The following is a 24,233-nucleotide window of genomic DNA, read 5'->3' on the forward strand; positions in this document are numbered from 1 at the left end:
CGAGCCAATTCCCGACCAGTGGTCGGTGGTCGGTGCGGCCGAACGCGGCTCAGTCCCGGTCCATCAGCAGGCCGAGCAGCCAGGTGACCAGGCTCACGAAGAGTGCGCCGAGCACCGCCGCCGGCCAGAACCCGTCGACCTCGAACGGCAGGCCGAGCCCACCGGCGATGGCGCTGGTGAGCAGGAACAGCAGCGCGTTCACCACCAGCGCGATCAGGCCGAGGGTGAGCAGGTAGAGCCCGCAGCCGAGGGTCTTGATGACCGGCTGGAGCACGCCGTTGACCACCCCGAAGATGATCGCCACCAGGACCAGCGTGCCCACCGCGCCGCCGATCGAGTCGGTGTCCAGGGTGATCCCCGGGATGATCAGCGTGGCGAGCCAGAAGGCCAGGGCGGTGCTGCCGAGCCGGACGAGAAGACCTGTCAGGAAACCCATGCCCGCAGATGGTGCCACGTGATCCCAAATCCGCCCAGATCAAGTCCGGCCGGACCGGCGGCCGTAGCGGGCGGCTAGCGGGCCGGCGGCCGTAGGGGGCGGCTACCGGGCTGGCGGGCCGATCAGTTGGGACTCGATCGGGGTGGCCGAGAGCAGGGCCCAGCGCAGCACCCGACGGTTGATCACCCCGACCATGTCGGCCCGGATCCGGGTCAGCCAGTCCGCCGAGTCGCCGAGCCCGAGCGCCACGCCGGCCAGTTGCGCCTCGTGCGGCCGGAGCGGCTGCAACACCACCAGGTCGGCCCGGGAGACGGCGTCGACGTCGACCGGGGCCAGTTCGTCGCGGACGACCAGGCTGGTCTGCCAGCCCGGCCCCGGCTGCGAGTCGGCGGCCACCGGGCCGACGTCGACCACCACCAGCAGCGGGTGCAGTTGGGTGCCGGGCGGGCCGCCCACCGGCCGCCCCGGCGGGATCATCGCGATCGGCGAGCCCGGCCCGCTGGCACCGCGTACGAACGGTTCCCAGGCGCGCGGCCTGGCCGTCTGGACCACGATCCGGGCGCCGAGCGCCATCGCCCGCAGCGCGACGAGCTGCGCGGCGCGTACGCCACCGATCAGCACCACCCGGGTGGTCTCGGCCCGGAACAGCCGGGCGACCACCGCCGCGCCGTGCCGGTTGGCGCCGAGCATCAGCCCGGCCTGGCCGATCGGCAGGTCGAGCGAGTCCACAGAGGAGGCTGGCAGGGTGTTGGCCGGTGCCGGGGCGGTCGGGCCGGCACCCAGCACCCCCAGCGGCAGGGTGGCGGCGACGCCGTCGAGCTGCTCGCCGTCCAGTCGCCGGGCCACGGCGTGTTCGGCGGAGAGCATCCGGCGCAGCGCCTGCACGGCGGTGCCGAGCGCCTGCGCGCTGTCGGCGGCGAGTCGCACGGTGACGTCCACCCGGATGCTGTCGGTGCCGCCACCCACCCACGGCCCGGCGCTCACCGAGACCGTGGTGGCGGTCGCCGGCAGCGCCAGCAGCCGGGGCACGAAGCGGCGCCCGGCCTCGGTGCGCAGGTCCGGCCAGCGGCGCAGCCGGAAGGTGGTCTGCAACAGCCCGCCCAGGCTGACGCCCTGCCAGTTCTCCCGGGCCGGTTGCGCGCCGTCGTGGTGCACCATCTCCGCGAGTACGCCGAGCGCGGCGCGTTCGCCGAGCACCCGGGTCGGCACCGGGGCGAGCCGGCGGCGCACCTTGCGTACGGCGCTGGAGAGCGCCCGTCGCAGGTCCTCGTCGGACCAGCCGTCGGCGCGCAGCACCCGTACGGCGAGCAGGGCCCGCTCGTGCCCGAGCAGCCGCCCGTCGGTGAGCTGCCGGTACGACGTCGCCGGGGTGCCGCCGCCCGCGCTCAGCGTCGGCGCCGGAGCACCGGTGAGCACCAGTTGCACCCGCATCGGCGGGGTCTCCGCGCTGGCCGCCGGCAGCAGGCCGGCCGGGGAGAGCAGCGACTGCGGGGTGTCGGCGAGCATGCCGACCTGGTCACCGAGTTCGAGTACGGCGGTCAGGCCGTAGGCGTCGCTGACCATGCAGGCGGCGTCACCGGCGAGGTCGACCGGCAGCACCACGGCACCGGGGTTGACCAGGTCCAGCAGGGCCTCCGGCGGTGCGGCCTGCGGAAGAGTCCGCTGACGGGAGGAGTAGCGCATCCCGATGGAGATCCACTCGAACAGCCAGCGTCGGCGCATTCGGATCCAGGTCAGCAGCACCAGGGCGACGGCGAGCAGCGCGGCCCCGGCCAGCAGGAGTGGACCCTGGCTGGCGGCGGCGAGCACCAGCGCCAGCGCCACCTGGATGGCCACGATCTGTCCCGCCCGTACCCCGAACAGGCCGGACCGGGCCGGAGCCGCCGACGCCGGCAGTGGCGCCGGTGGTGACCGGTCGATCCGGTTGCCCGGGGTGCCGGTCGGCCGGGTCCGGTTGTCTGCCGCAGTTACCGTCACCGCGATAGCCTCCCCTGGATGGGCGTCGGCGGTGGGCCCGCCCCCCGCGATTCGCTCAGGGGCCTATCGTATGGGCCGGACCAACCGGAGAGGGGGCCCGCATGCCATCGCGGCAGGACCAGTTGCATTCTTACCAGTTCATGGTCCAGCGGGTAGTGGGTGCGCTGGTGATGCGGGAGACCGATCCCGCACAGTCGCCGTTCCGGCGGGCGGCCGGCGCCACCCTGGCCAGCGTGCTGATCGCGCTGATCGGGATCGGCGGCTCGGTGGTCTACGGGGTCTTCGTCGGCGGCGGTGCGACGAAGTGGAAGAACGCCTCGGTGGTGATCGTCGAGAAGGAGTCCGGCGCGCAGTACGTCTACATCGATGACACCCAGACCCTGCACCCGGTGCTCAACTACGCCTCGGCGCTGCTCATCGTCGGCCAGCCCGCCCCGAAGACCGTCTCGGTGTCCCGCAAGTCGCTGGAGGGCCAGCCGCGCGGCGTGACGCTCGGCATCCGCGACCTGCCGGAGTCACTGGCCCCGAGTAACCGGCTGGTCACCGGTGGCTGGACGGTCTGCTCCGAGCCGCGTACGGGTGGCGGCGGCGGGCAGCCACAGTCGACACTGCTGATCGGCAAGGCGGCGCCCGGCGGTCAGGAGTTGGGCGACGAGGGTCTGCTGGCGGAGCACCCCAACGGCCAGCTCTTCCTGATCTGGCACAACCGCCGGCACCTGATCCAGAATCCCGACCTGGTGGTCGGCGCACTGTGGGGCAGCCAGCGGCAGGTGGCGGTGGCACCGGCCCTGCTCAACGCCCTGCCCGCCGGGGCGGACCTGGGCGAGATCCGGATTCCCGACGCAGGCGAGCCGTCCGACGCGGTGGAGGGCGCGAAGATCGGTGAGGTCTTCCTGGTCGAGCGGCAGGGCGGCGACGGCCAGTACGCGGTGGCCAGGCGGGACGGCCTTTACAACATCACCGAGGTGCAGGCCAACATCCTCCTGACCAGCGACGTCGTGAAGCAGGGCGACGCCACTCGGCTCTCCCAGGGCGAGTACGGCGCACTGCCGAAGAAGGGCGAGCTGGTGCCCGGCAACGACGCGGCGGCACCGGAGAGGACGCCCAAGATGGCGGCGGCGGAGGGCGGCGTGGTCTGCGGCGACGTGCCGGACGACCGTGGCGTGCAGGGCATCCGGATCGGTACTGACATGTCCGGGATCCCCGATCCGCCCGCGACCTCGGCCCAGTCGGCCCGGGGCGGGGCGCTCGCCGACCAGGTGGTGCTGGAGCCCGGCCGGGGTGTGGTGGTCGAGGCCGCCGCCGCGCCCGGTGCCACCGGCGGCACCATCTCGGTCGTCACCGACCAGGGACGGCGGCATCCGGTGAACGGTGGCGGCGAGGTGCTCGGCAACCTCGGCTACGGCGCCACCAAGCCGGTACGGATGCCGAGCATCCTGGTCACGCTGATTCCGGACGGGCCGGCGCTGGATCCCGAGAAGGCCCGCGACCGGGCCGGCGCCCAATGAGAAGGGTTCATCGGGCGAGCGGGAAATGCCCTGGTGGGGGAGAATGCCGGTGACCGTCGGTAGCTGCCGGTCCGGTTCATCGCGGTACGGGTTTGTCCACGGGGTGGCCAGAAGGGGTATCCAAGCCTTGCCCTGGCCCGCTACCGTCGGCTACGGAAGTAAATGCCAGGATGTGCCGTGACCCGTTCGGGGAGCGGACACGAGCCGGGAAGTCCACAGTGGGCGTCCCGGTTGACGACGAGTTAAGGGAGCGGGGTGACTTCGGGGTGTCCCAGACGCAGGCAGAAGCCGCGGTGATGGAACAGACCGCCACGAAGTTCGAGTCGGTAGACCAGTCGCTGCAGAGCATGCTGAGCAGCCTGATGGGCCAGCTTGAGGCGTTGCAGGCCGGGTGGAAAGGTGCGGGTGGCCGCTCGTTCGAGCAGACCAAGCAGCAGTGGTCGCAGAACCAGGAGCAGATCCACCGGGCGCTGCGCGAGACCGCGACTGCGATCCGTACCTCCGGCCAGCAGTACGACGCGTCCGACACCGAGGCGTCGAGCCGGATGAGCGCCACCAACGCCGGCGGCATGACGCTGCCGCTCTGATTTGACTGGGGAGGGAAGATCCGATGGGTGACGTTCTTGTCGTCAATTTCGCCGCGTTGCAGCAGGCCAGCGCGGACATCCAGAGGGCGCTGAACACGCTCGACTCGCAGCTCGACCAGCTGGAGTCGGACGCCGCGCCGCTCGTCAGCACCTGGGAGGGTGACGCGCAGCAGGCGTACTTCCAGCGCCAGACCAAGTGGCAGCAGGGTGCGCAGGAGATGTCCACCATGCTGCGTGACATCAAGGGTGCGCTGGACGAGTCCGCTGCGGACTACCTCAGCACCGAGAAGAAGAACACCGGCCTGTTCCAGTAAGGCCGTCGGTACCACCCAGACTGCCCCGGGCTGCCGCGCGATCCGTGCCGCACCCGGGGCATCTGCTTGCCCGGGGTGCGGCACGGTGCGCGAGGGCGGGTGGCACGCGTACCGCCGCCACGGCCCAGCAGCCCAACGGCTGATCCGGGTCCGCCGTCTGGTGCGGCGGTGTCCTGCCCCGGGGGCTAGGACGTCGGGCCGGCGGGGCGCCAGCGTCGGCGTGCGCCCCGGGGGAGTACCACGGCGAGCAGCAGCGCGGCCAGCGCCACGGTGCCGGCAAGGCCGGCCACCCACAGCGCCCGCTGCTGGCTCTCCGAACGCCGCTCCGCCTGGGCCACCTCCGCCGGGTCGTCCTGGTGCGGTGGCAGTCCGGCCGCCTCCGGTTGCCGGGCCGGCGCCGCCGTGTCGGTGACCGCCCGGTACGGGTTGAGTATCCCGGCACCGTAGGCCTCCCGGTCCGAGCCCGGCGCCGGATCGGTGGTCGCGATCAGGCGCTGCGCCACCTGCCGCGCGTTCAGGTCGGGCCAGTACTGCCGGATCAGCGCCACGGTGGCGGTCACGAAGGGGGTGGCGAAACTGGTGCCGTTGTCCAGTACGTGCCCGCGCTCCGGCGCCGCGACCACGACGCTGCCGCCGGGGGCGACCAGGTCGACGTAGTCGCCGCGCTGGGAGAACTCGGAGACCAGCCCGTTCTCGCCGACCGAGCCCACCCCGATCACCCCGTCGTACGACGTCGGGTACGGCCTCGGGTTCTTCTCCTTGTAGAGGTTGCCGGCGGCGGCGACGATCACGACGTTCTTCTCCAGGGCGTACTCCACCGCCCCCTTGAGCGCCGCGTTGTCCTGGTAGTACACGACCGAGAGGTTGATCACGTCTGCCCCGTTGTCGACCGCCCAGCGGATCGACTCGGCAAACGTCTCGACGTTTACGCTGTCTCCGTTCTCCTCGCCCTCGATGACCTTCTTCTCGCTCACCCGTATCGGAAGGATCTTGACCTGGGGTGCGAGCCCGTGGAAGCGGGTGCCCGCCCGGGGGGCGGCCGCGATGATGCTGGCCACGCCGGTGCCGTGCCGGACGCAGTCCCGCGACCCGTCCAGACCGGGGCTGAGGAAGTCCCGCCCCGGCAGCACCCGTCCCTTCATCTGCGCGTGCGTCTTGTCGACGCCGGAGTCGATCACCGCGACCGTCACACCGGCCCCGTTTGCCAGCGGCGCCAGCCGCTCCGGGGCGTACCGCTGTTGCGCCCAGGGCAGCGTGGTGATGGGCTGGGCGGGTGGGGTGTCGTTGTCACAGCCGGGCAGGGCCCGCAGCGCGGCCGGCGGGGCGAGTGGCGCCGCCGTGGCCGGACCGGCCGCGATCGGCGGGACCACCAGCACGGTGATGGCGCCAACCAGCGTGAGTCGTGTTCTCCGGCCAGGCATCGGGTCGCCTCCGATATCGGTTCGGTCCGCCATCGGGCCGGATCGTCTTCGGTTCGGCCCTGCCCACCGGATGCTATCGGTGGATCGTCGCCGACGGCATCCACCGCCAGCCAACCATTGTGATCCGGTCCCTACCTTGTAGGTTGTACGCGATGCTTGTGGCCTGTTCGGCGAGAGGGAGGTGGCCGTGACCGAATGGGAGCCGGCCACCGAGACCGAGGCCGCGATGCGGGACGCACTGCGCGCGGGCGACCAGGAACTCTATTTCCGCATTCTCGCCCGTACCGAACTTCTGCTGCCGGTCTCCGCCGAGGCGCTCGCCGGTCGCGCGCCGATGGGCTGGGGCACCTGGACCACCGGCGGCCGGACGCACGTACTCGCATTCACGTCCACCGCCGCCCTGCGCGCATGTCTCGCCGAGAACGCCGGATCGACCCGACGGGCACCCTATCCCGAACTGGCCGCCGGATGGCCGAACCCGGAGTGGTGGCTCGCGGTGAACCCCGGGCTGCCGATCGAGGGCTACCTGCCCGCCTGGTTCGTCTCCCAGCTCTCCCGGGGCGACGTACGGCTGCCCGGCCGCAGCATGGGCGCCCGAGCGAGGCTGGAGCAGGTCGAACGGGCCGCCCGGGCCCGAGCCACGGCCGCCGTGCCGCGCCGTCCGCCGGACGGGCCGCCGAGGGCGGAGCCCGAACCAGCCGAGCCGTTCCGGTCGGTCGAGCCGGACGGGATGCCGTTCCGGCCGACCGGTCCGGACGGGCTGCCCCTGCGCTCGCCCGGTGCGTCGCGGGAGTCCGCTGACCCGTTCCGGTCGATGGATTCGGATTCCCCGGGGCGCTCGCCTCGGGCGTCCTGGGAGTCGGCAGACCCGTTCCGGTCGATGGATTCGGATTCGCCGGGGCTGCCGATGCGCTCGCCCGGTGCGTCGCGGGAGTCCGCCGAGCCGTTCCGGCCGGTGGATCCGGAGCCGTCGGCGCACCCGTTCCGGCCGACCGAGCCGGCGCGGGAGTCCGCCGAGTCGTTCCGGTCGGTCGAGACCGGTGGCGATCCGGCCCTGGCGGTGCCGCCGGCCGGCGAACCGGCATCGTTCCCGTCCTCCCCGGAGCCGGCACCGGCCCCGCCGAGCATCCCGGCCACGGTGCCGGTGATCGCGCCGACACCGGCCCGGAGCGGGCTGGGCGGAGACTTCGGCAGCCAGATCTCCGAGGACACCTCGGCGGGCTGGATGACGCCGGCGGGTCCGACCCGGCCCACCCCGTCGAACGCGGCGAACGGCAGTTCGGCCGGCGCGGGGGCACCGGCCGGCCCGGCCTCGCCGGTATCCGCGCCGCCGTCGGGCGGTACGCCGGGCGGCCCGCCACCGGCCTGGCACCCCGCCGGCCAGCAGGCAGACCGACCCGCCGAGCCGGTCGGCCAGCAGGCAGACCGGCACACCGAGCCGATTGGCCAGCAGGCGGACCGGTACACCGAGCCGGTGGAGATCCGGACGCCGGAGGAGCCGCCCACCGCGCCCGTTGGCCCGCCGGCGGCGCCGTCGGAGATCGCGGCACCGGAGGCCTGGACCCCGCCATCCGCGCGCTCCGAGCCGTCGCTGTTCACCCCGGTCTCCCATCGGCCGGCGTCCGGGACCGGTGAGCCGTGGTCCGGCGAATCGTGGCCCGGCGTGACCGCCGAGGGCCCGACGACGGCCTACGAAGTGATCGCCGCAGCCCGGTCCGGTACCGACCCGACAGCCGCGAGCCGGCCCGCCGCCGATGCGGGAGCCGCCGAACCCGAACCGGCCGAGCCCGGTCCCACCGAACAGATCCTCACCGGCACCGGTCTCACCCAGGCGTTCTCCGGCCGGTCGTTCGCGACGGAGTCCCTGACGATGGGCTCGCCGCCCACCGAGAGGTTCGCCGCCGCCCCGACACCCACCGAGCAGTTCGGCGCCGGTCGATCGGTCACCGAGCGGTTCGGCGCCGGCCGATCGGTCACCGAGCGGTTTTCCGCCGGCCGATCGGTCACCGGGGAGTTCGCCGCCGGTCCCCCGGCCGGTGAGCAGTTCGCCGCAGGTCGATCTGTTCGCGAGCAGTTCGGCGCGGGTCCGTCCGCCAGCGAGCAGTTCGCCGGTCCCCGGGTGACCGAGCGGTTCGCCGGCGGCCCGTCGGTCCCCGAGCAGTTCGTCCCCGGAACGGCCCCGACCGAGCCGATCCCGACCGAGCCGATCCCGACCGGGGCGCCCGTCCGGCCGCCGGACGCCGAGCGGGGTACGACCGAACCGGTCGCCGCCGAGCCGCGGGCCGGTAACGATCCGGTGCCCGCCCGCCGGCTCCCGTCGGATTTCATCCCGGCCAACGAGGTCGAGGGGAGCCTGCTGGACGCGGCCGGTGACGGCAGTACCGACACGTTCCTCTCCACGCTGCTGCTCGCCAGGGTGCTGTTGCCGGTGGCGTTCAACTCGGCCCCGGGCGCCCGACCCGGCGACGACGGCTTCGAGTGGCGTACCGAGTTGTTGGACGGGGAGCGCTATGTCGTGGTGTTCACCTCGCCGGAGCGGCTCGCCGACCACCTGCCGGAGACCATCGACACGGTCGAGGTCAAGTTCGCCCAGTTGATCCGGCGGTGGCCGGACGACAACTATTCGTTCGCGGTCAACCCGGGCACGCCGGTCGGGGCGAAACTGCCGGGTGGGCAGATCGTCGCGCTGGCGAACTGGGCCGCGGAGGTGGGTCTCGGCGACGACACCGGCGAACCGGCGCCGCAGGCTCCGGCCGAGGAGGAGGCGCCCCGGTCGACGTACGCGCCGGATCGGGAGGACCCGGGGCGGCCGACGATGATGCAGAAGACCATCGCCCCGAGCCAGCTCGCCTACTATCTCGACCGGGGCTACGACCGGGTCTCGGGTTTCGTGCACCGGGCCTCCGAGGTCGCCCATCTGCGTACCCCGGCGAAGCTCTACGCCGCGCTCGGCCTCAACCACCCCGGTTCGCACTTCGTCCGGGACGCCGAGGAGATCTACGTGCTCCGCTGGCCGGCGTACCGGCCCAGCCTCTACCGGATTCCGTACGGCGGGCAGAACGAGGCCGCCATGCGGGCGATGGAGGGCTGGGTGATCGAGCGCCCGCCGTTCCGGGGCAACGGGTTCGCGCCGGGCGAGAGCAGTGACGTGGTGGCCGAGTTCAAGGTGGACAGCGTACGGCTGCCGCACGGCGCGCAACTGCACCGGATCGGGCTCGACGGCATCGAGCGACTGGTGGCGACGCTGGACTGTGACGTACCCGTCTGGCGCCGGGCCGAGGAGGGCTGATGCGCGACGGTTACGTGGCCCAGTGGCGCGGCCGGGAATACGAGGCCAGTCCGGCGGGTGACGACGTACGCCTCTACCAGGCGGAACCGGGCGAGGGCTTCGAGGAGGTCCGGCCCGGGCGGTACGTCCGGGTGGTGGCCGCGGCCGAGGTCGGCGAGCTGGTCTACGTCCGGACCAGGTGCTCGTGGCAGGGCCAGCCGTTCATCGTGCTCGCCCAGCACGACAACTGGCTGCGGGTGGAATACACCGGCGGGCGCTGGCCGGTCGCCGAGGCGATGGGGCTGGAGGCGTTCGACTTCGGGGTCTACCAGGGCTGGGCACCGGCGGCCGAGGTCACCGACCTGCGCGAGAACCGCGCCTGAGCCGCCACCGGCGCGACGGTCAGGACTTGGCCCAGCGCAGCACCTCGCCCAGCACCAGGTCGGTCGCCTCGACGTGCGGGAAGTGGCCGACGCCGTCGAGCAGCCGCCACTCGTACGGGGCCACCACATAGCGACTGGAGCCCTGGGCGGTACGCGGCAGCGACGCCTGGTCCAACGCGCCGTGCAGTTGCAGGGTCGGGGTGACCAGCGGCTTCTGCATCAGCTTGACGAACCGGTAGCCGTGCAGCCGGAGTACCGACCGGAACGCCCAGCGGTAGCCCTCCATCGCGCAGAACGCGGCCTGCGGGATCCGGATCGCCTGCCGGCAGCGCGCCGCGTAGTCGGCGAAGTCGGGGCTGTCGACCCAGCGCGGTCCGCCCCAGCGTTGCAGGAAATAGCCGACCAGCGCCGCGTCGTCCCGGGTCAGCACGTGCTCGTAGCGGGGGATCTGGAACTTCAGGGTGGGGGTGGCCGCCGCGAACTGGCCGCGCGGGTCGGCGAAGATGCCGGCGCGCAGCCGCAGCGGATGCGGTGCCGCGAGCACCACCAGCCGGCGGACCAGGCTGGGGTGGAAGGAGGCGGCGGTCCAGCCGATCATGCCGCCGGCGCCCGAGCCGACCAGCACCGCCGAGCGCTCGCCGAGGGCCCGGATCAGTCCGGCCACGTCGGCGGCGAGGGTGTAGCCGTCGTACCCCCGGGGCGGCTTGTCGCTCGCGCCGTAACCGCGCAGGTCGACCGCGACCGCCCGGTAGCCGGCGTCGGCGACCGCCGGCAGCATCTCGTGCCAGGCCCACCAGAACTCGGGGAAGCCGTGCAGGAACAGCACCAGCGGCCCGCTGCCGGCCTCGACGACGTGGAACCGGCTGCCGTTGGCGCCGACGAACCGATGCGTCCACGGCCCGTCCACCAGTACGCAGGACTCGTCGACGACGGGCCTGCGGCCGGCGCCGCGCTCGTTCATGCCGCCTCCCCCGGTGTGCCGGCGGGCCCGGTCGCCGCTGTCGACGGCCTCCGCCGGCCGGCGTCCCGATCGGCGTCCCGATCGGCGTCCCGAGCGTCGGGACACCGCCGGCTGCGCTCGCTTCGCCGCTCCTCGCTGACCTGGCCGGTTCGCTCCCTCATGTCGACAGCCTAGGGCCATCAGCGCGGGACGGATCCGGCGCAACCGACGGATCAGGGGATCGTCCGGGAAATTTCCGGGCCTGCCCCGGTGCTCCTGACCAGGGGATCAGGAACGCCGCTGACGACGACCGGTCGGTCCGGCTAGCGTGCTGGCATGACCTCCGCCCGTCGGCTCGACCACTCCGACCTGCCGGTGCCGCTGATCCGGGTGCAGGGCACCCCGGCCGAGTGCGGTACCGGGTACGGCGTCGCGGCCCGTGACCTGATCACCGCCAACCTGGAATTCTATCTGCGCCGGTTCCGCGAGGAGGGCGGGTTGGACGAGGCGGCGGTGACCGTCGCCGGGCGGGCCTTCCGGGACGCCACCCGACGGCACCACCCCCGGGTCGCCGAGCTGCTGGACGGGGTGGCCGAGGGGGCCGGGGCCCGGATCGAGCAGGTCTACGCGCTGAACGCACGTACCGAGCTGATCTACGGCCGGCACCGGGACGGCGGGTCCGACGCGCCACCGGACTCCGGTGCCGGCGGCTGCACCGCGGTCGGGGTGCTCGGCACCCACACCGACACCGGTCACCTGCTGCTCGGGCAGAACTGGGACTGGCACCCCGACCAGCGGGAGGTGATGCTGCTGCTGGCCACCCGGGACGAGCACGGGCTGACCGTACTGACCCTGACCGAGGCGGGCATGGTCGCCAAGACCGGGCTGAACTCGGCGGGGGTCGGCGTCTGCGTGAACATGCTCGGCTGTGACCGGGACGGGCTGCCCGCCCCCGGGGTCGAGCCGGGCGTGCCGTACCACGTACTGCTGCGGGCGGCGCTGGAGGCGGACAGCCTGGCCGAGGCGCTGAAGGCGGCCTGCCGAGGGAGCCGGAACAGCTCGATCAACCTGCTGCTCGGCCAGGCGGCGGAGGCCGGCGGCGAGCTGATCGACCTGGAGCTGGTACCCGGGGACGCCGGCTGGCTGCACCCGGCGGACGGGTACCTCACGCACGCCAACCACCTGGAGACCGGGCTGCCGGTCCACGACTCGATCAAGGACTGGGGCGGGTCGTCGCTGTTCCGGTCCGCCCGGGCCCGGCGGCTGCTGGCCCCGAAGGCGGCGGTCGGCAAGGTCGGCGAGGACGACCTCGCGGCGATCTTCCGTGACCACGCGAGTTTCCCGCAGAGCATCTGCCGGCACGTCGACGAGCGGATGCCGCCGGCCGAGCACTCCGAGACGGTCTACTCGGTGCTGCTGGACCTGGACGACCGGCGGCTCGGCATCGCGGCCGGCCCGCCCTGCGAACACCGCTACGGCTGGCTCGACCTGGCCGCTCCCTGACGGCCGGTCGCCGGAGGGCTGGTCGCCTGACGGTTGGTCGCTAGACAGAGCCCACCGACGGCTGGTCGCCCCGCACCGCCTACTGGCGGCCGGTCGCCGGGAAAGCGAGCGGGGCCGGAAGCGCTGTTCGCGCCTCCGGCCCCGACCGTGGTACGTCGGATCAGTTGGTGACCTTGATGATCGCCAGGTCCGAGATCAGGTGGTTCTCCAGCAGTAGTTCGATCTTGGTGCCGGTACCGGCGACCTTGACCGAGTTCATCGGGTTCTGCGCCGACCAGTAGCGGTTCGGGTCCGAGTCGTTGAAGACCGTCACCGGGTTCAGCTTCGGCACCGTGGTCGCCACGCCGTTCAGGTGGAACGTCTGGGCCGGCTTGGCGAACCGGCTGAACGTGGCGTCGTAGCTGCTCCGCCGGTTGGTGACGTTGCCGACCCCGGGAACGGTGATCGGGCCCGGCCGGACGTCGACCGGCAGGTTCAGGCCGAAGCCCGGGTGCGCGATCGTGTCGTTGTCGCCGTACGCGTAGTTCACGTACCAGACCAGCAGACCCTGGTGGTTCTTGAACCGCTCCACGAAGTCCGGCTTGCTGTTCTGCCAACCGAAGTTGTAGGGACCGGTCTCCAGGGTCTTGTCGTAGCCGTAGTAGGTGCGGAACTCCGCGACGTAGAAGTGCGGAGCCAGCTCCGTCTGAGTGCCGGTGAACCGGGTGAAGCCGCGGGCGGTCCACGCCGGGTCGACCGTCTCGGCACCGTCGGTCCAGGCCGCCGCACCGTTGACGACCAGCGAGATGTTGTCCAGGAACGGACCCTCGAAGTGCACGCCGCCGTCCGTCTGGTAGCGGTAGCGGAACTGCACGGTCTGCCCGGCGTACGCCGACAGGTCGTAGGTCAGGTCGATCCACTCACCGCCGGTCGAGCCGTCGATGCCGGTCTCGGCGTCCTCGATCAGCTCGTTCGGCAGCGGAGTCCAGGTCGAGCCGTTGTTCGTCGACACCTCCGCGTAGAGGTAGTCGAAGTCCTCCTCGATCTCGTACTGGGCCTTCGCCGTGATGGCGGCGGTGGTGGCCCCGCTGAGGTCGAGGGTCCGGGTCAGCGTGGTGTTGAGGTCGTCGGCACTGCCGCCCCACCACTCGTACTGGCCCGCGAACGGTTTGTTGAACTCGGTGGTGGTCTCCTGGTCGGGCAGGTTCACCACGACCGCCTGGGCCAGCCCGTCGGTGTCGCCGGCGGCGCCCAGTGTGGCGAACGTGGTGCCGCTGTCCCATTCGACTGTGGAATGGTTCAGCCAGCCCAGGTAGAGCTTCGACCACGGGTCGAAGTAACCCGGGGTCGAACCGATGTCCTGCTTGCCGTGGTTCAGCCACGAGCCGGACGCCATGGTGCTCCAGAAGCCGACGCCGTTGTCGCCGCCCTGGGTGTCGTAGAGGTCCGGCAGGCCGAGGTCGTGGCCGTACTCGTGGGCGAAGACGCCCAGACCGCCGTTCTCCGGCTCCGTGGTGTAGTCCCGGACCCAGAGGCCGGTGTCGCCGATCTGCACGCCACCGAGCTTGTTGAAGTCCGGCCCGGCGCTGCCCTGAAGGTCGGGGAAGGCGGCCCAGCGGTGCGACCAGATCGCGTCCGCGCCCTGGGCGCCGCCGCCGGCCTCCTCGCCCTCACCGGCGTGCACCGCCTGGAAGTGGTCGATGTAGCCGTCGGGCTCGTTGAAGTCGCCGTCACCGTCGTAGTCGTACCGGTCCCAGACGTCGAACTGGGCCAGGTACTGCTTGATCTGCGCGCTGCTCTTGCCGGCGGCGACCTGGGACTCGTACCAGGACGTGGTGGTGTCCTTGACGAAGTTCCAGTAGCCGTCCCGCTCCGGGATGTTGTTGCTGCCGTAGCGGGCCTCGTTGAACGGGACCTTCACCCAGTCGCTGACGTCGCCGCCGACCGTGTAACGGCCACCCGACTGCTTCAGGTAGAAGTCGGCCATCGACTCCTTGCCCTTGGCGTAGAACAGGTCGAGGTACGACTGGCGGCTGAAGTCCGACTTCCAGATGGTGCTGTTGTCGTCGGTCGCGCCGCCGTCGTAGGTCCGGTCGGGCTGGCGGATCTGGTTGCGCAGCGGACCGTCGGTACCGCCGGTACGCGGGTCCTTCTGGTTGCCGAACTCGACCAGGATCGAGAAGATCGGATCGGTCTTCGGGGGTTGCTGGTACTCGACGAACCGGTCGGCCTTGATCTGGATGACCTTCGAACCGTTCCGGGTCTGCAGCTTCGCCTTGCCCGAGAGAAGGGCGGCGATTGCCTCCTGCCGGACCTGCTGCTGCTGTTCGGCGAGCGGGTCGGACAGGTTGTCGGCGCGGTGGGCCGCACCCTGGGGTTCCCGGTCCACGGGAGCTGGCGCCGACGGAGCGGCGTAGGCCGGCACGGCGACCGCGCTGGCGGCCAACAGCGCGACCGTGGCACCCGCCAGACCCGCTGTGACTCGTCTCCTCAAAGGTCCTCCTCCTTTGTGGAAGTGTTACAGGACAGGCCGGCTCTTGGCGGGCACTGTCATCAGAAGCGTCCACCACCCTTGCAGATCGATGGGAGGCTGTCACGGGTCGAAAACCGCTCGTCCGGGTGATCCGATCTACGTCTAATCAGGGCGAAAGCGTTCTAACGGTTGCCTATTTTCGCGCATTGGAATGTCACGATTCGGCTACGGCCGGAACCACGCTGGTTCCCCCACGTCTGCCGGCCCGTCGTGGTGTAACAGGACCGGGGTACGCCCCTGCGGAAACGGCACCCGCAGCTCGGGCGCGACGTCGGCCCGTACCCCGAACAACCCGACCCGCACCAGCCCTGACCCGGCCCCTGACCTGCCGCTGGAGACGGCGATGGGCGGGCCCAGGTCGGGCCCGCCCATCGTGCGGATTCACTGATCCGACCGGGTCGGCCACCACCGGTGCCGGGCGGGGCGTCGCCGTCGTCCGAGCCGGCTGTCACCACCGCCCGGGCCGGCTGCCGTCCCTGGCCGGCGGCGGCTCAGTCCTCGTCGGACTTGCCGGAACGCATCCCCGACGAGATCAGGTCCATCACCGAGGAGTCCTGCAACGTGGTGACGTCACCCAGCGAGCGGTTCTCGGCCACGTCGCGTAGCAGCCGGCGCATGATCTTCCCGGACCGGGTCTTCGGCAGCTCCGGTACCAGCAGGATCTGCCGGGGCTTGGCGATCGGGCCGAGGGTCTTCGAGACGTGTTCCCGCAGTTCGGCGATGAGCGCCTCGCCCGCGCTGCCCTCGGTGTCGACGGAGCCGCGCGGGATGGTGAAGGCGACGATCGCCTGCCCGGTGGTCGGGTCGGTGGCGCCGACCACCGCCGCCTCGGCGACCGACGGGTGCGAGACCAGCGCGGACTCCACCTCCGTGGTGGAGATGTTGTGCCCGGACACCAGCATCACGTCGTCGACCCGGCCGAGCAGCCACAGGTCGCCGTCGTCGTCCTTCTTCGCCCCGTCACCGGCGAAGTAGAGCCCCTCGAAACGGGACCAGTACGTGTCGACGAACCGCTGGTCGTCGCCCCAGATGGTACGCAGCATCGACGGCCACGGCTCGCGCAGCACCAGGAAGCCGCCGCCACCGTCCGGCACCGACTGCGCCTGGTCGTCCACCACGTCGGCGCTGATCCCCGGCAGCGGGCGCATCGCGCTGCCCGGCTTGGTCGAGGTCACCCCGGGCAGCGGGGAGATCATGATGGCCCCGGTCTCGGTCTGCCACCAGGTGTCGACGACCGGGCACTCGCCCCGGCCGATGTTCTCCCGGTACCAGATCCACGCCTCTGGGTTGATCGGCTCGCCGACGCTGCCGAGCAGGCGCAGGGAGGAGAGGTCGTGGCCGCGCGGGATGTCGTCGCCCCACTTCATCATGGTGCGGATCAGGGTCGGCGCGGTGTAGAGGATCGTCACCTTGTGCTTCTGCACCAGCTCCCAGAAGCGGCCCTTGTGCGGGGTGTCCGGGGTGCCCTCGTACATGAGCTGGGTGGCGCCGTTGGCCAGCGGGCCGTACACGATGTAGGAGTGCCCGGTCACCCAGCCGATGTCGGCGGTGCACCAGTAGACGTCGCTCTCCGGCTTCAGGTCGAAGACCGCGTGATGGGTGTACGCCGCCTGGGTCAGATAGCCGCCGGTGGTGTGCAGGATGCCCTTCGGCTTCGCCGTCGTGCCGCTGGTGTAGAGGATGAACAGCGGGTGCTCGGCGTCGAACGCCTCGGCGGTGTGCTCGGTCGAGGCGGTCTCCACCGCCTCGTGCCACCACACGTCCCGGTCACTCCAGGCCACGTCCTGCCCGGTACGCCGGACCACCAGCACCCGCTCGATCGTCGGGCACTTGGCGACCGCCTCGTCGACGGTCGGCTTCAACGCCGACGGCTTGCCCCGGCGGAACCCGCCGTCAGCGGTGATCACGACCTTGGCGCTGGCATCCTGGATCCGGTTGGTCAGCGCGTCGGCGGAGAAGCCGCCGAAGACCACGCTGTGGGTGGCACCGATCCGGGCGCAGGCCAGCATCGCGACCGCCGCCTCCGGGATCATCGGCAGGTAGATCGCCACCCGGTCACCGGCGGTGACCCCGAGATCGGTCAGCGCGTTCGCCGCCTGGCTGGTCATCGCCAGCAGGTCGGCGTAGGTGATGGTGCGGGTGTCGCCGGGCTCGCCCTCCCAGTGGATCGCGACCCGGTCGCCGTGCCCTGCGGCGACGTGCCGGTCCAGGCAGTTGTAGGCGACGTTGAGCTTTCCGCCGACGAACCACTTCGCGAACGGCGGATTCGACCAGTCGAGGATCTGGTCCCACTCCGTCGACCAGTCCAGCCGGCCCGCCTGGCGTGCCCAGAACGCCAACCGGTCCTCGGCGGCGGAGTCGTAGGCGTCCGCGGTGACGTTCGCCGCGGCGGCAAGGTCGGCCGGCGGCGGGAACCGCCGGGTCTCCTGCAACAGGTTTGCCAGAGTCTCGCTCATGGTGGGTGGCTCCTCAGGCATCGCGTCAGTGTCGTTCGGTAGGAGGTTAATCGGGCCTGGTAGCCGGGGCGAGGGGTGCACACCACTCACGCGGCCAGACGCGCCGAATGGCCGCGTTCCGGCGCTCGCCGGTCACGGCGTGTTCCGCCGCCGACGGTTGGCGCCGGTCCGCCGCCGACGGTGAGCGCTGGTCCGCCGCCGACGGTGAGCGCGGGTTCCGGTGCTCGGCGCTGGTCTGCGGCCGATGGTGGGCGCCGGTCTGCGGCCGATGGTGGGCGCCGGGCCGCCGCCGATGGTGGGGGCGCCGGTTCCGGTGCTCGGCGCTGGTCCGCCCTGGCCGGCAACTACGGTGACAGCATGGCCACCGACCCGCTCGCCCCGCTGCTGGAACTCGCCGACGTCGCGCCAGCGGTCGAGCGGGCCCGCGAGCGGGTCGACCAGGCGCTGCGGCACCGCGCGTTGCGCCGGCACGGCGGCCAGGTCGCGGCCGAGGTCAGCCTGCGGTCCGCGGTGGCCAGCTCCGCCCTTGAGGGGTACGCCCACGAGCGCGAGACGGTCCGCGCCGGGACCGTGACCGATCCGGTACCGCAAGGCGCCCTCCGGGTCGCCGGTGCGCTGCCCGGACTGGCCGACCTGTGGCCGAAGGCGCCCCGCCAGGTGCTCGCCCGGCTGCACACCCTGGCCGCCAGGGGAGCGGTGCCGGAGGAGGCGCTCGGTCGACCGGTACCGGATCATGGCCCCGGCCCGGCTGCCGGAGCGTCGGTCGGGCCGGACGCGCTCGGCGCCCGGCTGGACGGGTTGGCCCGGCTGGTCGCCGGTGGGACGTCGGTGTCGCCGGTGGTGCTGGCTGCCGTCGTACACGGGGAACTGCTGGCGCTGCGACCCTTCGCCGGCCCGTCCGGGGTGGTCGCCCGGGCCGCCGCCCGGCTCACCCTGCTCGCCACCGGATTCGACCCGCGCGGCCTGATCGCGGTCGACCTCGGTCACCTGGAACGCGAGCCGGAGTACGTCGGCGCGGCCGGCGCCTTCGCCACCGGTACGCCGGACGGGCTCCGCTCCTGGCTCCGGCACTACGCGACGGCGGTGGAGGTCGGCGCGGAGCGGCTGACCGAGATCGGCGACGAGGTACTGGCGAATCCGGCACCCTCCGGCCCGACGCCTGACGGGGCGACGGCTGCCGGTTCGAGCCAGGGCGCACGGGGACCGATCGACCCCGGTCCTGCCTGATTCAGGCTCGTGCCTGAATCAGGCTCCTTCCTGAAGCAGGCGTTGGTGGCGCGGCGTCAGGCGGTGGTGGCGCGGGCCCGGCGGTGCCGGCCGTACCAGGCGATGCCGATGGCGACCCCGACGCCGACCCCGATGGCCGCCGCCGCGACCGGCACGGCGGGACGCTCCCGGAGCCGGCGACCGAGCGGCACCGGGTGCCGGAACTCCAGCACCGGCCAGCCGTTCTCCACGGCGAGCTTGCGCAGCGCCCGATCCGGGTTGACCGCGCTCGGATGGCCGACACACTCCAGCAGTGGGCGGTCGCTGACCGAGTCGGAGTAGGCGTACGACGCGGCGAGGTCGTAGCCGCGCTCCGTGGCCAGCTCGCCGACCGCGTCGACCTTGCTGGGCCCGGCCGCGTAGAACTCCACCTCGCCGCTGTACCGCCCGTCCACCACCGTCATCCGGGTGGCGATCACGTCGGCGACGCCGAGGAGTTCCCCGATCGGCCGGACCATCTCCTCGCCGGAGGCGGAGACGAGTACGACATCCCGGCCGGCCGCCTGGTGTTCCTCGATCAGGGCGGCGGCCTCGGCGTACACGTAGGGGTTGATCAGCTCGTGCAGTGTCTCGGCGACGATCTGCCGGACCTGCTCCACCGGCCAGCCCTTGCACAGGGTCGCCAGATAGTCGCGGGTACGTGCCATCGTCTGCTCGTCGGTGCCGCCCAGCCGGAACATGAGCTGGGCGTACGCGGACTTGACCACGTCACGGCGTGTGATCAGCCCGTCCCGGTAGAACGGCCGACCGAACGCCAAGGCGCTCGACTTGGCGATGACGGTCTTGTCCAGATCGAAGAAAGCGGCGCTTCGGCCCACGGCGCGAAAGTCTATCCGGATGGTCTATGGTCAGCGGGTGCGCGGGGTCACCTTTGGCACCTGCCGACCGGTTACCCCCTGATCGGCCGATCAGCCCCAGGGTGATCACGGTCACAGCTCGGGGGCGGACTTTCGCAGGGAGTGGAAGTTAACGCCACTCGACGTATACGGGTCGACTCAGGCATGCTTGTAGTTACGACACACTTTCATATCCTCTGTGCTCGGTAGACCTCGGCGGTCGCACCCCCCGTGACCGCCGAGCGGGTTCGGCTCGACCCCCCCGGAGCCGAACCCCAGACGACCCCCGTCTCCCCCCGACGGGGGTCGTCGCTTTTCGCGGTGAAGCGCATTCACGCTGGTCACGGCCGTTCAGCGGCCTCGGGTACGCGGGTCCGGCTGCCGACGTCTTCCGGACGACGTGCGTCGGGTTGCGGCGCCCGTCGGGTGGGAGGCCGGCGGCGGTACGGGTCGAGAGCGGATGCCGTTACTACTCAGTTGATCCTCGGTCGGTACTCAACCGAGGGATGCTCATACTCGGCACGTCAACTTGCGAAAGCTGGCGAGGTGACATGCCGGGCCGGGCTCCTAGGGCAGGGGAGTGGGCCGGCGTCAGGACTACGTCGAGCGCAAACGTCAGCCGGGTCAGCGTGGCGTCCACGCTCAGGACCCAGGAGTCCTCCAGGATGATGTTCGGTCTCACGTCACGCCACGCCGCGAACGGACGAGGTCTGCGTAGCCCTCGCCGGCGACCCCGCAGTTGACCCACTGCCCGGGCACTGCGTCGGCGAGCGTTTCCGCCTGTGTGATCGCCGTCTCTGGGTCGGGCACCAGAGCGAGTTCGCGGCCCTCTCCGACGTACTGCTCCTCCGCTGGGTCGAGCGGCAGCAGATTTGCCAGGTCGCGGACGCTCTCGTCGTCGGGGTCTCTTCCTAGGTGTACAGCAACTCGGTACTGGCCGCCCCGTGGGTCTACGGAAACCCAGCGGATCGCGGGTTCGCCCGCGACATCGACTGGACCAAGGAACTGCTCGATCCCTTTGCCTCGCCGCAATGCCCCGACGGCGAACGACCGTGTCAAGTACCGCATCAACCGAGGGTAGCCCTGCTTCTGGTTCGCTAGGGACCACGGCTCGGATGGCCCGCCGAGCTCACCGAGGGTTCGCTCACCGTCGGGATCCGCTAGCGCACGCTGGGTGGATACCCCCAGTTCGCCCACCATGACCAGGGCCATGAACCGTCGGTACGACAGGCCGGGTGCGGGCCGCAGGATCTGGTCGCCGGCGCGCTCCGGACGGGCGACCAGCGTGTGCAGTTTCATGCCGAGGTTTTCGTGACGCAAGCTCCGGCGTCGAATCCAGTCATCGTCCAGTCGCGCTTGGCAATGTTTTCCTCCTGGTACCAGCGCCGCATCGACGGGCTTGGCTCCGCAGCGGCCACAGTGGAGGGAGACTCGAGGTGAGAGCCAGATTGTTGCGCGGCGTTGCCGTGGTGGTGCTGGCGGTGGTGGTGGCCTTGCCTGGAACGGCCACCCCGGTACGGGCGACCGGCGCCGACTCGATCAAGAAGGTCGGTGAGATCGCCTTCAACCTGTTCCTGGAGGCGCGCAGCGGCAACCTGACCGAGCAGCAGATCATCCAGGCGCTACAGCAGTTCGTCGCGGTGGTCGGCGAGGCCCAGAACGAGATCCTCACGCATCTCGACGCGGTCGCCGCGGCGCCATGGGTTGGCGCCGCCCAGCACGCGATCCTGGAGATACCCTCACTGCCCCATCTCGGCGAGGACCCGTTGCAGGACTACGCCCTCGAGGTCGCGCTGCACGCGCGCCAGGCCAAGAGCGTCTTCAATGCGGTCCAGTCCGACTCCGAAGCAGACCACCTCGGCTTCGCCATCTACTCGCTCTACGCGGTCGGGCTCGAAGCGCGGGTCGCGGCCGGGATCGGCACCAGCACGTACCTGCCGGACTACCGGGCGGCGATGCAGGCGATCGTCAACCGGCTGGAGCCGAGGTGTGTCCCGAGCGAGGGGGACATGGACTGGCACCCGTCCATCTACCACGTGGTGTACACGTGCTCGACGCCGCGCGGCCCCCGCACCTTCCAGGACTACCAGGTCGACGGCGACTGGCGGGAAGGGCCGTGGACCGAGGCGACGCTCAAGACCGCCGCCGGCGCCGGCACGAGCTGGGTGCTGGCCCGGGACACCCTGCAGCGGATGAACGACGGAGGGATGTGACTATGCGAGCCAGACTGAAGAACACGGCGATCCGAGGGTTGGTCGCCACGGTGGTGGCCACCGGGGTCGCGGTGCCGGCCGCGCCGCGTTCGGCGCGGGCGGTGGACCCGGGGACGATCATCCAGGTGGCTCAGTTCGCCTACGCCGCGTACTCCCTCTACAACGACTCGAAGAGCGGCGGTCTGACCCTGGACCAGGCGGTCACCCTGATGATTAGCGAGGTTCGCCGGTCCGAGCAGGCGATCAAGAATCACATGGACGCGCTGACCGTCGCCGAGGTCCGGGGCTGCACCGAGCACGCCATGCTGGAGTTCGTCGAGAGCCAGGACTTCTCGCTGAGCCTCAAGCAGCGGTTCGCGCAGGACGCCACGGCCTGCGTCACGGCCATAAACGTCCGGTACGACGTGGTCGGGCAGAACTTCAACTTCGGGGCCATGCGCGACCTCGGCGTCCTGCTCACCACGCTGGGACCCGTCGCGTTGGCGGCGCGGGCGCAGGCCAGACTGCAGACCGCGCAACTGGAGGAGTACCTGATCGCCGCCTTCACCAAGATGCAGGCCACGTTCCAGGTGGGGTGCGACGGGTATTTCGACCGCTTCTACCTGCCGATTCCGAACGAGGAGGAGGTGTGGCAGGTCTACCCCGAGCTGTTCATCCCCGGTCATTTCCAGTGCACGGAACACGGCGGTGGCCCCATGGCGAGCCGGCATGAGTACGCGCTGTGGCGCTGGGGAGCGTTCGCCGGGTACCCGGATCCGGCCAACCCTGGTCGGATGCTGAGCTACTACCCGCACTACCAGGCGCTTCGCGACGAACTCGCGCAGAGATCACTGTCCGGGATCCTCGCGGCGGCCCTGGCGGAACTTCGGTCCTAGGCGCCGTTCCCAGCCGTTCCCAGCGCTCCCAGCCGCCCGGAGCCGTATGCAGCGGTCTCCAGTAGCCCCAGCCCGGCATGCTGGGGCTGGCTGCGGGCCTCCCCGTGCCGCGTGCGGGGAGGCCCGTGGTCGCTACCCGCCGCGGTTATCCGAAGTCGGCGGCGGTGATTCCGGCTGGGTGCCCAGGTGGCCACTGCACCAACTCGATGCGGTAGCCGTCCGGGTCGCTGAGCCACGAGGTCTGCGGGCCGTACGGACCGGCGGGCTGGTCCACCGGCCCGGGCCAGAGACCGGCCCTGAGCAGCCTGTCGACCGTGCCGGCGAGGTCGTCGACCTGCACCACGAGGTGACTGAACCCGGTGCCGATGTCCACCGGCCCGTCGTCCGGCCGGTGGACCAGTTCGAGTGTGACGACTTCCTCCTCGGGGAACTTGAGGACCGTCAGGCTCGCCCCGCCTCCCAGGTCGACCCGGCCGACCTGGGTGTACCCGAGCGCGGTGTAGAAGTGAAGCGAGGCACTGAGATCCGAGACGCGGTACGCCGTGTGGAGGGTCTTCACCAGGCCAACCATACGAGGACGCGGCCGGTACGGCTCGGTTCCCGACCCCGGTCCCGATCGCCGTCCCCGCCTCGTGAGGGCGCTCAACTACCCGAAGGCTGACACATCCGGCGCCGCTACTCGTGGTGCAGGGCCCGGGCCAGCGTCATCGCGGCCTGGGCGGTGACCGCCTGCGCCGCCTGGGTACTGGCCAGCGAGTCCAGCATCGCCATGTCGTGGATGATGCCCTGGTATCGCACCTGGGTCACCGGTACCTCGGCCTGGCGCAGCTTGGCCGCGTACGCCTCGGCCTCATCGCGCAGCACGTCCGCCTCGTTGGTGGTGATCAGGGTGGGCGGCATGCCCCGGAGCTGCTCCGGGCCGGCCCGCAGCGGTGCGGCCATCGGGTCGGACCGCTCGGCCGGGTCCGGCAGGTACTGGTCCCAGAACCACGTCATCAGCTCCCGGGACAGGTAGTAGCCGGTGCCGAACTTCCGATAGGACGCGGTGTCGAAGTCGGCGTCGGTCACCGGATAGAGCAGCACCTGCTGGGCGAAGCGGGGTCCGTCGCGCCGGGTGGCCAGCATCGTCACCACGGTCGCCAGGTTGCCGCCCGCCGAGTCACCCGCGATGGCGATCCGGGTCGGGTCCAGACCGTAGTCGTCGCCCTGGCTGGCCAACCACTGCGCCACCGCGTAGCACTCCTCGATCGCGATCGGAAACCGCGCCTCCGGCGCCCGGCTGTACTCCGGAAAGACGATCGCCGAGTTGGACCGGACCGCGAGTTCGCGGATCAACCGGTCGTGGGTGAGGGAGTCACCGAAGACCCAGCCGGCGCCGTGGATGTAGAGCACCGCCGGCAGCATGCCGCCGACCCCGCGCGGTCGCATCATCTCCTGGGCGGCGGAGCGGAGGCGGTCGCCCAGCCCTCCGCCGGCGCCGCCGAGCCGGCCGGCGCCCCGGGGCTTGACGATCCGCACCGGTACCTGCCCGGTAGGGCCGCCGGGCACCATGATGTCCTCGATGTCGACCTCTGGCCGGGGGATGGTTCCCGACTGCATGTCGACCAGCTTCGCCCGCCCCTTCTCCGGGCCGAGCTGGAACGGGAACGGCGGATTCGCCGTCATCCGGGCCAGCTCCTCCGCGGCCGGTTCCAGTACCACCGAGGTCATGCTCACGGACTGCGCCATGACGGCTTCC

Annotated in this window: 19 protein-coding genes and 1 pseudogene; 9 read left to right on the plus strand and 11 right to left on the minus strand. The window is 71.4% G+C overall.

Annotated features, from left to right (window positions below; genetic code table 11):
• Positions 1–49: 49 nt before the first annotated feature.
• Positions 50–436, minus strand: a complete 387-nt coding sequence (locus tag Pma05_RS31845) for a phage holin family protein (protein WP_203861196.1) — start codon at positions 434–436, stop codon at positions 50–52.
• Positions 437–538: 102 nt separating this feature from the next.
• A complete protein-coding gene (gene eccE / locus Pma05_RS31850) occupies positions 539–2,413 on the minus strand; it encodes a type VII secretion protein EccE (RefSeq protein WP_239313506.1) in 1,875 nt (624 codons plus the stop codon).
• Positions 2,414–2,514: 101 nt separating this feature from the next.
• On the opposite strand from eccE, the gene eccB reads away from it, so the two are divergent.
• From eccB to Pma05_RS31865, 3 genes are all read left to right on the plus strand, one after another.
• Positions 2,515–3,921 (plus strand): type VII secretion protein EccB, encoded by a 1,407-nt coding sequence (gene eccB, locus Pma05_RS31855; protein WP_203861197.1) that lies wholly within the window; start codon positions 2,515–2,517, stop codon positions 3,919–3,921.
• Between the two features lie 266 nt (positions 3,922–4,187).
• Complete coding sequence (locus tag Pma05_RS31860; protein ID WP_203861198.1) at positions 4,188–4,508, plus strand: WXG100 family type VII secretion target; 321 nt, start codon at positions 4,188–4,190, stop codon at positions 4,506–4,508.
• A 23-nt stretch (positions 4,509–4,531) separates the two neighbouring features.
• Positions 4,532–4,822, plus strand: a complete 291-nt coding sequence (locus tag Pma05_RS31865; RefSeq protein ID WP_203861199.1) for a WXG100 family type VII secretion target — start codon at positions 4,532–4,534, stop codon at positions 4,820–4,822.
• 185 nt (positions 4,823–5,007) lie between these two features.
• On the opposite strand, the gene mycP is transcribed toward Pma05_RS31865, so the two are convergent.
• On the minus strand, positions 5,008–6,243 hold the full coding sequence (mycP, locus tag Pma05_RS31870; protein ID WP_203861200.1) for a type VII secretion-associated serine protease mycosin: 1,236 nt from the start codon (positions 6,241–6,243) through the stop codon (positions 5,008–5,010).
• Between the two features lie 187 nt (positions 6,244–6,430).
• Here mycP and Pma05_RS31875 point away from each other — a divergent pair, with 187 nt between their 5' ends.
• Both Pma05_RS31875 and Pma05_RS31880 read left to right on the plus strand, forming a co-directional pair.
• Positions 6,431–9,532, plus strand: a complete 3,102-nt coding sequence (locus Pma05_RS31875) for an SseB family protein (protein ID WP_203861201.1) — start codon at positions 6,431–6,433, stop codon at positions 9,530–9,532.
• Positions 9,529–9,894, plus strand: coding sequence for a UCP033725 family protein (locus Pma05_RS31880; RefSeq protein WP_101368460.1), 366 nt, complete (start codon positions 9,529–9,531; stop codon positions 9,892–9,894). Before Pma05_RS31875 ends, Pma05_RS31880 begins: the two co-directional genes overlap by 4 nt.
• A 19-nt stretch (positions 9,895–9,913) precedes the next feature.
• On the opposite strand, the gene Pma05_RS31885 is transcribed toward Pma05_RS31880, so the two are convergent.
• Positions 9,914–10,855 carry an alpha/beta fold hydrolase gene (locus Pma05_RS31885; protein WP_203861202.1) on the minus strand — a complete coding sequence of 314 codons (942 nt, stop codon included), beginning with the start codon at positions 10,853–10,855 and terminating at the stop codon, positions 9,914–9,916.
• Positions 10,856–11,170: 315 nt separating this feature from the next.
• Here Pma05_RS31885 and Pma05_RS31890 point away from each other — a divergent pair, with 315 nt between their 5' ends.
• The gene (locus Pma05_RS31890; RefSeq protein WP_203861203.1) at positions 11,171–12,337 is read left to right on the plus strand and encodes a C45 family autoproteolytic acyltransferase/hydrolase; all 1,167 of its coding nucleotides are present in this window, start codon (positions 11,171–11,173) and stop codon (positions 12,335–12,337) included.
• A gap of 160 nt (positions 12,338–12,497) precedes the next feature.
• Here Pma05_RS31890 and Pma05_RS31895 read toward each other — a convergent pair whose 3' ends face one another.
• The 3 genes from Pma05_RS31895 to acs form a co-directional block, all read right to left on the minus strand.
• Entirely contained in the window at positions 12,498–14,810 is a 2,313-nt protein-coding gene (locus Pma05_RS31895) for an immune inhibitor A domain-containing protein (RefSeq protein WP_203861204.1), read from the minus strand.
• 204 nt (positions 14,811–15,014) lie between these two features.
• On the minus strand, positions 15,015–15,221 hold the full coding sequence (locus Pma05_RS31900; protein WP_203861205.1) for a hypothetical protein: 207 nt from the start codon (positions 15,219–15,221) through the stop codon (positions 15,015–15,017).
• A 119-nt stretch (positions 15,222–15,340) separates the two neighbouring features.
• On the minus strand, positions 15,341–17,305 hold the full coding sequence (gene acs / locus Pma05_RS31905; protein ID WP_203861206.1) for an acetate--CoA ligase: 1,965 nt from the start codon (positions 17,303–17,305) through the stop codon (positions 15,341–15,343).
• A gap of 357 nt (positions 17,306–17,662) precedes the next feature.
• Between acs and Pma05_RS31910 the strand changes: the two are divergent.
• Positions 17,663–18,439 (plus strand): annotated as a pseudogene (locus Pma05_RS31910) (Fic family protein); the annotation flags it as partial.
• Positions 18,440–18,588: 149 nt separating this feature from the next.
• Here Pma05_RS31910 and Pma05_RS31915 read toward each other — a convergent pair.
• Positions 18,589–19,389, minus strand: a complete 801-nt coding sequence (locus Pma05_RS31915; protein WP_203861207.1) for an HAD family hydrolase — start codon at positions 19,387–19,389, stop codon at positions 18,589–18,591.
• 696 nt (positions 19,390–20,085) lie between these two features.
• The gene (locus Pma05_RS31920) at positions 20,086–20,706 is read right to left on the minus strand and encodes a hypothetical protein (protein ID WP_203861208.1); all 621 of its coding nucleotides are present in this window, start codon (positions 20,704–20,706) and stop codon (positions 20,086–20,088) included.
• A gap of 137 nt (positions 20,707–20,843) precedes the next feature.
• Here Pma05_RS31920 and Pma05_RS31925 point away from each other — a divergent pair, with 137 nt between their 5' ends.
• Positions 20,844–21,620, plus strand: a complete 777-nt coding sequence (locus Pma05_RS31925; RefSeq protein ID WP_203861209.1) for a hypothetical protein — start codon at positions 20,844–20,846, stop codon at positions 21,618–21,620.
• Positions 21,621–21,622: 2 nt separating this feature from the next.
• Complete coding sequence (locus Pma05_RS31930; RefSeq protein WP_203861210.1) at positions 21,623–22,495, plus strand: hypothetical protein; 873 nt, start codon at positions 21,623–21,625, stop codon at positions 22,493–22,495.
• A 145-nt stretch (positions 22,496–22,640) separates the two neighbouring features.
• Here the strand turns inward: Pma05_RS31930 and Pma05_RS31935 are convergent, their stop codons facing one another.
• The gene (locus tag Pma05_RS31935; protein ID WP_203861211.1) at positions 22,641–23,054 is read right to left on the minus strand and encodes a VOC family protein; all 414 of its coding nucleotides are present in this window, start codon (positions 23,052–23,054) and stop codon (positions 22,641–22,643) included.
• A gap of 116 nt (positions 23,055–23,170) precedes the next feature.
• The gene (locus tag Pma05_RS31940) at positions 23,171–24,223 is read right to left on the minus strand and encodes an alpha/beta hydrolase (protein ID WP_239313510.1); all 1,053 of its coding nucleotides are present in this window, start codon (positions 24,221–24,223) and stop codon (positions 23,171–23,173) included.
• Between the last annotated feature and the right edge of the window lie 10 nt (positions 24,224–24,233).

The organism is Plantactinospora mayteni (assembly GCF_016862935.1).
Classification (GTDB): Bacteria; Actinomycetota; Actinomycetes; order Mycobacteriales; family Micromonosporaceae; genus Plantactinospora; species Plantactinospora mayteni.

Excerpts from the sequence above, each read along its gene's own strand:
- Pma05_RS31890 (WP_203861203.1), top strand. The coding sequence starts at position 11,171 with ATGACCTCCGCCCGTCGGCTCGACCACTCCGACCTGCCGGTGCCGCTG.
- Pma05_RS31940 (WP_239313510.1), bottom strand. The coding sequence starts at position 24,223 with ATGGCGCAGTCCGTGAGCATGACCTCGGTGGTACTGGAACCGGCCGCG.
- eccB (WP_203861197.1), top strand. The coding sequence starts at position 2,515 with ATGCCATCGCGGCAGGACCAGTTGCATTCTTACCAGTTCATGGTCCAG.
- Pma05_RS31865 (WP_203861199.1), top strand. The coding sequence starts at position 4,532 with ATGGGTGACGTTCTTGTCGTCAATTTCGCCGCGTTGCAGCAGGCCAGC.
- Pma05_RS31845 (WP_203861196.1), bottom strand. The coding sequence starts at position 436 with ATGGGTTTCCTGACAGGTCTTCTCGTCCGGCTCGGCAGCACCGCCCTG.
- Pma05_RS31920 (WP_203861208.1), bottom strand. The coding sequence starts at position 20,706 with ATGAAACTGCACACGCTGGTCGCCCGTCCGGAGCGCGCCGGCGACCAG.
- Pma05_RS31930 (WP_203861210.1), top strand. The coding sequence starts at position 21,623 with ATGCGAGCCAGACTGAAGAACACGGCGATCCGAGGGTTGGTCGCCACG.
- Pma05_RS31885 (WP_203861202.1), bottom strand. The coding sequence starts at position 10,855 with ATGAACGAGCGCGGCGCCGGCCGCAGGCCCGTCGTCGACGAGTCCTGC.
- acs (WP_203861206.1), bottom strand. The coding sequence starts at position 17,305 with ATGAGCGAGACTCTGGCAAACCTGTTGCAGGAGACCCGGCGGTTCCCG.
- Pma05_RS31900 (WP_203861205.1), bottom strand. The coding sequence starts at position 15,221 with ATGGGCGGGCCCGACCTGGGCCCGCCCATCGCCGTCTCCAGCGGCAGG.
- mycP (WP_203861200.1), bottom strand. The coding sequence starts at position 6,243 with ATGCCTGGCCGGAGAACACGACTCACGCTGGTTGGCGCCATCACCGTG.